Source organism: Streptomyces sp. NPDC002513, assembly GCF_053595355.1.
Window position 1 is genome coordinate 80,085 of the sequence record NZ_JBSFXK010000029.1, and the last position, 6,000, is coordinate 86,084.

Genomic DNA, 6,000 nt, shown 5'->3' on the forward strand with positions numbered 1-6,000 from the left:
CGGGCTGACGATAGAGTGTTTGCAGCGCTCAAGGCTGCGAAGCTCTTCCGGGCACCTGGTGCAGGTTTCCCGGGATCAACGACTACATGGGGGAAGGTTCATCATGGCCGGCCAGTTCCGGGTAACAGAGGACGAACTAACCAAGCTCTCCGGTGACATCAACACCGCGAACGGTCAGATCCAGGGAGAGATCCGCCGTCTGAACGGCGTCATCGACCAGATCGCGGGCGGCTGGCAGGGCCAGGCGGCCCAGTCCTACCGCCAGTTGCAGGAGCGCTGGAACGCGGACGCGAAGAGGATGAGCGACATCCTCAACGACATCAAGGAAGCCGTGGACTCCACGCGGAGCAACTACTCCGCTTCGGAAGAGCAGCAGAACTCCGAGATCAGCAAGATCATGTCCGACTTCGGCTGATCCAGCAGCTTCGGACACCGGTTCTTACCGCTCTTCCCTGCTTCCACCGCTTCCATCGATTTCCTTCGACTCTCCCTGAAAGGGAACGCGATGTCGATTCTCGTCAATTACGCAACCATCACCAACGCCTCCACGGACGTGCGCTCGACCGCCGGCCGCATCAAGCAGCAGCTCGACGACCTCGAGGCCGCGGTCAAGCGCGTCGCCAGCACCTGGGAAGGCGAGGCGCAGGAGGGTTACCAGCGCAAGCAGCGCGAGTGGGACCAGACCGCCGCAGACCTGCACGCGACCCTGCTGAAGATCTCCACGGCACTCCAGAGCGCGGCCGAGAACTACCAGGCCACGGAGAAGAGCAACGCCTCGACCTGGGGCTGAGCCGTCGGCGGCCCGAGGGACACGACATGAGGAGAATCGGCCCAGCCGACGCCACGGCGTCCGCTGGGCCGACCCTGTCTCCGGGCCGCACACAGTAAATGCCGTGAACTTTCACAAGCGTTGACGCACCCTCGCACATATGGGTGCACCTTCACACACACCGACATGACCCAGCTTCGAAGGAAGCAAGCAAGCCCTGGGGGCCTGAACATGGGGGGCCTGACAGCCCGTTCGCGTAGCCGCGACAGTGGAACCCGCGCACTACGGCGGGCCCTCGGCGTGCTCGCAGCCACGGGAATATGCCTCGTGTCGGCCCTGCCGGCAGAGGCCGCCCCGGTACCGGCCGGCCCGGCGACGCCCACTCGCCTCGCCGACTCCGGCAGCGCCGAGTGCGTCTTCGGCGGCAACGTCATCAAGTCCACGCCCTGGTCCCTTCAGCGGATCCTGCTGGACCAACTGCGCGGACAGGCGACGGGCAAGGGCGTCACGGTCGCGGTGATCGACACCGGCGTCGACGACTCCAATCCCCAACTGAGGGGCGCCATGGCCCCCGGCGGCGGAGACTTCGTCGGCCACACGGACGGCACCCAGGACGACGAGGGCCACGGCACCCGGGTGGCGGGCATCATCGCCGCCCGCCCGCTGAAGGGCACCGGCTTCGCGGGCATCGCACCGGACGCCAAGATCCTCTCCTTGCGCTACACGGGCGCGCAGGACAAGCAGGGCGACTCGAAGACCATGTCCCAGGCGATCAACGCGGCGGTGGCCAAGGGCGCGAAGATCATCAACATCTCCTCGGACACCGCGGACAAGAAGGACAACACGCAACTGCGCAACGCCGTAGCGGCCGCCGTCCGCTCGGGCGCCCTGATCGTGGCGGCCGCCGGCAACGACGGCGCCGACGGCAGGCCCGCCGACACCTACCCCGCCTCGTACCCGGGCGTCCTGGCGGTGGCGGCCTCCGACCGCAACGACGAACGCGCCTTCTTCTCACAGGCCGGCGACTTCGTGGACGTCGCGGCACCAGGCGTCGGCATGGTCTCCACCGTCCCGAAGGGCGGCCAGTGCACCGCGGACGGCACAAGCTTCGCGGCCCCTTATGTCGCGGGCGTCGCGGCCCTGCTGAAGGAGAAACACCCGAAGTGGACGGCGGCCCAGATCACCACCCGCATCGAGGAAACCGCCGGGCGCCCGGGCCGCGGCCCCAACCAGTTCATCGGCTGGGGCGTCGTGGACCCGGTCGCGGCCCTGTCGGACGACTCCACACCGGGCTCGGCACCGGCATCGGATCCGCCGGTGAAGGCCGGGTCTGGCGGAATCATACCCATGGCGGTGACCATGGGTGAGAGCGAGACGGACCGTCAACGCGGGGTCGCGGTGTACGTCCTTGGCGTGACCCTCTTGCTGGTCCTAGTGATCGCGGGAAGCGGCATCGCCGTACGGGACTGGCGAAGCAGGCGGGTCGGACAGGCCGGCCGGGCCGGCCGGCCCGGACTGCCGGGCTAGGCAAGACTTGGATCTGGAAAACAGGGGAGAGGACAACGGGGTATGAGCGACGGAATGCGGGTCGATCTGAGCGCGCTGGATGAGGTCATCCGCAAGCTCAACGGCCTCCTCTCGGACATGGACAACGCCCACAACAAGGCGAAGTACGAGACAGACATCCCGAGCACCGCGTTCGGCAGCATGAAGTTCCTGGAATCCAACGAGCTTCACGGCGCCCACGAGAAGCAGAAGGCCAGGATCGAACAGATCATCAAGGACCTGCACGGGCTGATCGACGACTTCAGCACGAGCACCTCGAAGGTCAGGGACAAGTACAACAACCAGGAGCACGCGAACAAGCAGGGTGTGAGCGCAGCTCCCAACGGCGGGCCCAATGGCAAGGCCTACTAATCGGTCGCACTGACGAAGGGGGAGTTCGAAGATGGTCTACGGCGAGTACTACAACAACCCTGAGTACATCAAGGCTCAGCAGCAGGCCCAAGAGCAGCGGATCAAGGACAAGCACGACGAAAAACTCGAATCACTGCCCAACGGAGGTATGGGCGGCCCGGATCGCAGTGAGATCGACACGCCCTTCATGAAGTTGGGTATCCCGGAGCTGCGATCGATGATCATGGACGCGGATCCCAACCGGATCTACGAGGTCAGCCAGCACTGGAAGTCCGTCCACAACATCTTGTCCGGTGGCGATGCCGACGGCAAGACTGGTGGCGTGGACTCGGTTTCTGCGAAGGACAGTGTTGCGGGCATGTTGCAAAGCGCTGTCGAGAACGTCCTGGAGCATTGGGAGGGCGACGCGGCCGATGCCTTCCGCAAGAGGGCGAACGTGATCACGCAGAAGATTCAGCAAGGATCTGCATGGGCCAACCACTACGCGGAAATCATGCATGGCGCTCAGAACGACCTGCGGAATTCCATGGAGAAGATGCGGGATGTCCACGAGCCTTCGGGTTGGTCCCGGGCCTGGGACAAACTCTGGGACGATGACCGCAGTGACGAGCAGCTCGTGAAGGACATCAACAACGGTGTGAGCACTGATGCCGCACGCCAGGCGAACGCCGACTCCCTGTCCAAGGGCAAGGAAGAGCAGCTGAAGGGGGTGGCAATCATGGAGCAGCTTGCGGTCAACTACAAGGCGTACGCCAAAGGTGGCGGCTACGACAAAGTCAAGGACCCCTTCTCGCCCCCGAACCCCAATACACCAATGCCTCCCCCGATCTCGATGCCGCCTGCCGGAGGCGGGGGTCCGGGCGCCCGAGGCGGCGCCGCCAAGCCATGGAGCGCAGGCCGGACCACCAGCATCAAGCCAGCCCCAACGGTTCCCCATGACGGAGGTATCCCGGGAAGTCCCACGGTTCCCCGAGACCCGGGGATCAGGGGAGGCTCGCAGCTTCCGACCGTCAAGACCAATGTGGATGGCATCTCTCCACTCCCGACCCCCGGTTCCGGCGCTGGAACTGGAGGACTGGGGGGTGGTACTGGCGGTGGCGGTATCCGTGCAGGTGGAGTCCAGTCCCCGGACATCGTGGCTCCCGGCGGAGGGCCCAACCTCGGACGCAGCGGTATCGGCTTTGGCGGTGGACGCAGCGGTCTGACTGGTGGTGGCGCGGCAGCAGGTCGCGGCGCCGGCGGCCGGGCCGGCATGGGTGGCATGGGCTCCGGTGGAGCGGGTGCCACTGGCCGAGGCGGTGCTGGCCTTGGCGGCCGTGGGCCGCTCGCGAGGGCCCGTGGCGGTGTGGTCGGCGCGGCAAAGGGAGTCACCGGCAAGGGTGGTGGCGGCGCGGGCCTCCACGGCAGCCGCGGCGGATCCCGTGGTGCCATGGGGGGCGGGACTGGCGGCCGCAACGGCCGACGGTCCGAGGAAGAGAACAGCCAGAATGAGCGTCCCGACTACCTGGTTGAGGACGAAGAGACCTGGATCTCGGAAGACGACCTCAACCGCAACGTACCGCGGACCATCGACTAGGCGTCCAAACGGGGTGTCCAGAGAGCTAATGTCTGCCCATCCAGGCTGGCGTAGGCAGCCATAGCTGAGTGAGGAGCAAGGAATTGGTTTTCAAACGAGCGTCGTCCACGACAGGAGTAGTGGCGCTGACAGGAGCCTTGCTCCTCACTTCAACCTCGACTGCATCGGCTGATCAAGTCCGTGACGCCCAGTGGCCACTGACGGCATATAACGCGGAAAGGGTTTGGAAGACCTCCCAAGGAGCGGGTGTAACCATTGCTGTAGTCGATTCCGGTGTAGATGCCAGCCATCCGGATCTCGTCGGACAGGTCCTGCAAGGTAAGGACTTTACGGGGGCGGGGAATGCTGACGAAGACAGCGATGGGCATGGCACTGGCATGGCCAGCCTCATCGCGGGGCATGGACATGGTGCAAACGATTCCTCTGGCGTGATGGGCCTCGCACCGAAGGCGAAGATCCTTCCCGTGCGGGTAGACACGACTGAGAACAAGATTGATACAGAAGGTTGGGCTGCTGGAGTTCGCTACGCGGTTGACCGGGGCGCTTCAGTCATTAACCTTTCGATCGGCGATAGCAGTGCTTATCCTGGGTCGAAAGCGGCTAAGGCTATTGCCTACGCACAAGAGCACGACGCCGTGGTCGTGGCAGCTACGGGCAACGACGCTGGGACTGTGAGCTACCCGGCCGCACTCCCTGGAGTGGTGGCCGTTTCAGCTGTGGACAAAGACCTCAATTTCTGGTCTGACTCCAACACGGGCACTGTCACCGTCGCCGCGCCCGGAGTGGAAACCGTTCAGGCGGACCCAACCAGCCGCAGCGGTTACGTGGTGGCAAGCGGAACTTCTGGCTCCGCTGCCTACGTGTCAGCCATCGTCGCCCTCCTTCGTTCTAAATACCCTGACTTGTCGGCAGGCCAGGTCATCAACCGTCTGGTCAAGTCGGCGTCCTTCCTCAATAACGAAGGTAGGAAGGCCCCGGACAAAGAACTTGGTTACGGTATTGCCCGTCCGGGTTCGGCACTGACGATGAACATCCCCGCCGGCCCCAAGGAGGGCCCCCTCGGCCAGCCGTCGCCGTCCAACTCCGCAGACTCCGGCTCCAAGGGCAGCGACAGCACCGACCAGGCGGGCAAGAAGAAGGGTTCTTCCTCCGGCGGCGTCTTCCTCATCGCCGGCATCGCAGCCGTCGTGCTCGTCATCGCCGTGGCCTTCGCAGTGATCCGCCGCCGCCGCAATGGCCGTGGCAACGGGCCTGGCTCTGGCGGCGGAATGCCCTCTCAGGGCTCGGGCTACCCGCCCCAGCACCCTACATACCCGCCCACCCAACAGCCCTACCCCAACGCGGCTCCCCAGCAGGGCTACGGAACTCCCCCGGGACAGTCTCCGCAGCACCCCAATCCCTACACTCAACAACCCCCGTATGGTGGGCAGTAGGAGGGTGTCTTGGCGGATATCCCGCCGACCCCAACGGAAGCCTTCTCGGCCAACTCGAGTCGTCCAGCGCTGTCCCTGGTGCGTCGGGTGAGGGAACGAGTACTTCGCCCCAGGCCGAAGAGAAGAAGTCCTCTTCCGGTGCCATCCTCATCGTCGTTGGCGGTGTCGCAGCTGTTGTGGTCATCGGTGCGATTGCCCTCCTGGTAATGCGGGTCTTCGAATTTAGTGGGGGTGTGCCTCCCGTCGACTCCGCCGGGTGGTTGCGCAGCGTGAGCGGAGTCGCTGGTTCTTGCGGTTGCGGAAGC

Annotated in this window: 6 protein-coding genes; all 6 read left to right on the plus strand. The window is 64.9% G+C overall.

All coding sequences use genetic code 11. The features are described 5' to 3' along the window. The first annotated feature begins 103 nt into the window (after positions 1–103). Complete coding sequence (locus tag ACWD5Q_RS20225; protein ID WP_311697200.1) at positions 104–415, plus strand: WXG100 family type VII secretion target; 312 nt, start codon at positions 104–106, stop codon at positions 413–415. A 90-nt stretch (positions 416–505) separates the two neighbouring features. Then, positions 506–790 carry a WXG100 family type VII secretion target gene (locus ACWD5Q_RS20230; protein ID WP_365168340.1) on the plus strand — a complete coding sequence of 95 codons (285 nt, stop codon included), beginning with the start codon at positions 506–508 and terminating at the stop codon, positions 788–790. A gap of 306 nt (positions 791–1,096) precedes the next feature. After that, a complete protein-coding gene (gene mycP, locus ACWD5Q_RS20235) occupies positions 1,097–2,296 on the plus strand; it encodes a type VII secretion-associated serine protease mycosin (RefSeq protein ID WP_451428388.1) in 1,200 nt (399 codons plus the stop codon). 42 nt (positions 2,297–2,338) lie between these two features. Beyond that, the gene (locus ACWD5Q_RS20240; RefSeq protein WP_451428389.1) at positions 2,339–2,686 is read left to right on the plus strand and encodes a hypothetical protein; all 348 of its coding nucleotides are present in this window, start codon (positions 2,339–2,341) and stop codon (positions 2,684–2,686) included. 31 nt (positions 2,687–2,717) lie between these two features. After that, complete coding sequence (locus ACWD5Q_RS20245; protein ID WP_451428390.1) at positions 2,718–4,262, plus strand: hypothetical protein; 1,545 nt, start codon at positions 2,718–2,720, stop codon at positions 4,260–4,262. 119 nt (positions 4,263–4,381) lie between these two features. Then, the gene (locus tag ACWD5Q_RS20250; RefSeq protein ID WP_451428391.1) at positions 4,382–5,695 is read left to right on the plus strand and encodes a S8 family serine peptidase; all 1,314 of its coding nucleotides are present in this window, start codon (positions 4,382–4,384) and stop codon (positions 5,693–5,695) included. Positions 5,696–6,000 lie beyond the last annotated feature (305 nt).

What these genes read in the sequence shown, in the direction of transcription:
- ACWD5Q_RS20245 (WP_451428390.1), top strand. Translation starts at nt 2,718, where the DNA reads ATGGTCTACGGCGAGTACTACAACAACCCTGAGTACATCAAGGCTCAG.
- ACWD5Q_RS20225 (WP_311697200.1), top strand. Translation starts at nt 104, where the DNA reads ATGGCCGGCCAGTTCCGGGTAACAGAGGACGAACTAACCAAGCTCTCC.
- ACWD5Q_RS20240 (WP_451428389.1), top strand. Translation starts at nt 2,339, where the DNA reads ATGAGCGACGGAATGCGGGTCGATCTGAGCGCGCTGGATGAGGTCATC.
- ACWD5Q_RS20230 (WP_365168340.1), top strand. Translation starts at nt 506, where the DNA reads ATGTCGATTCTCGTCAATTACGCAACCATCACCAACGCCTCCACGGAC.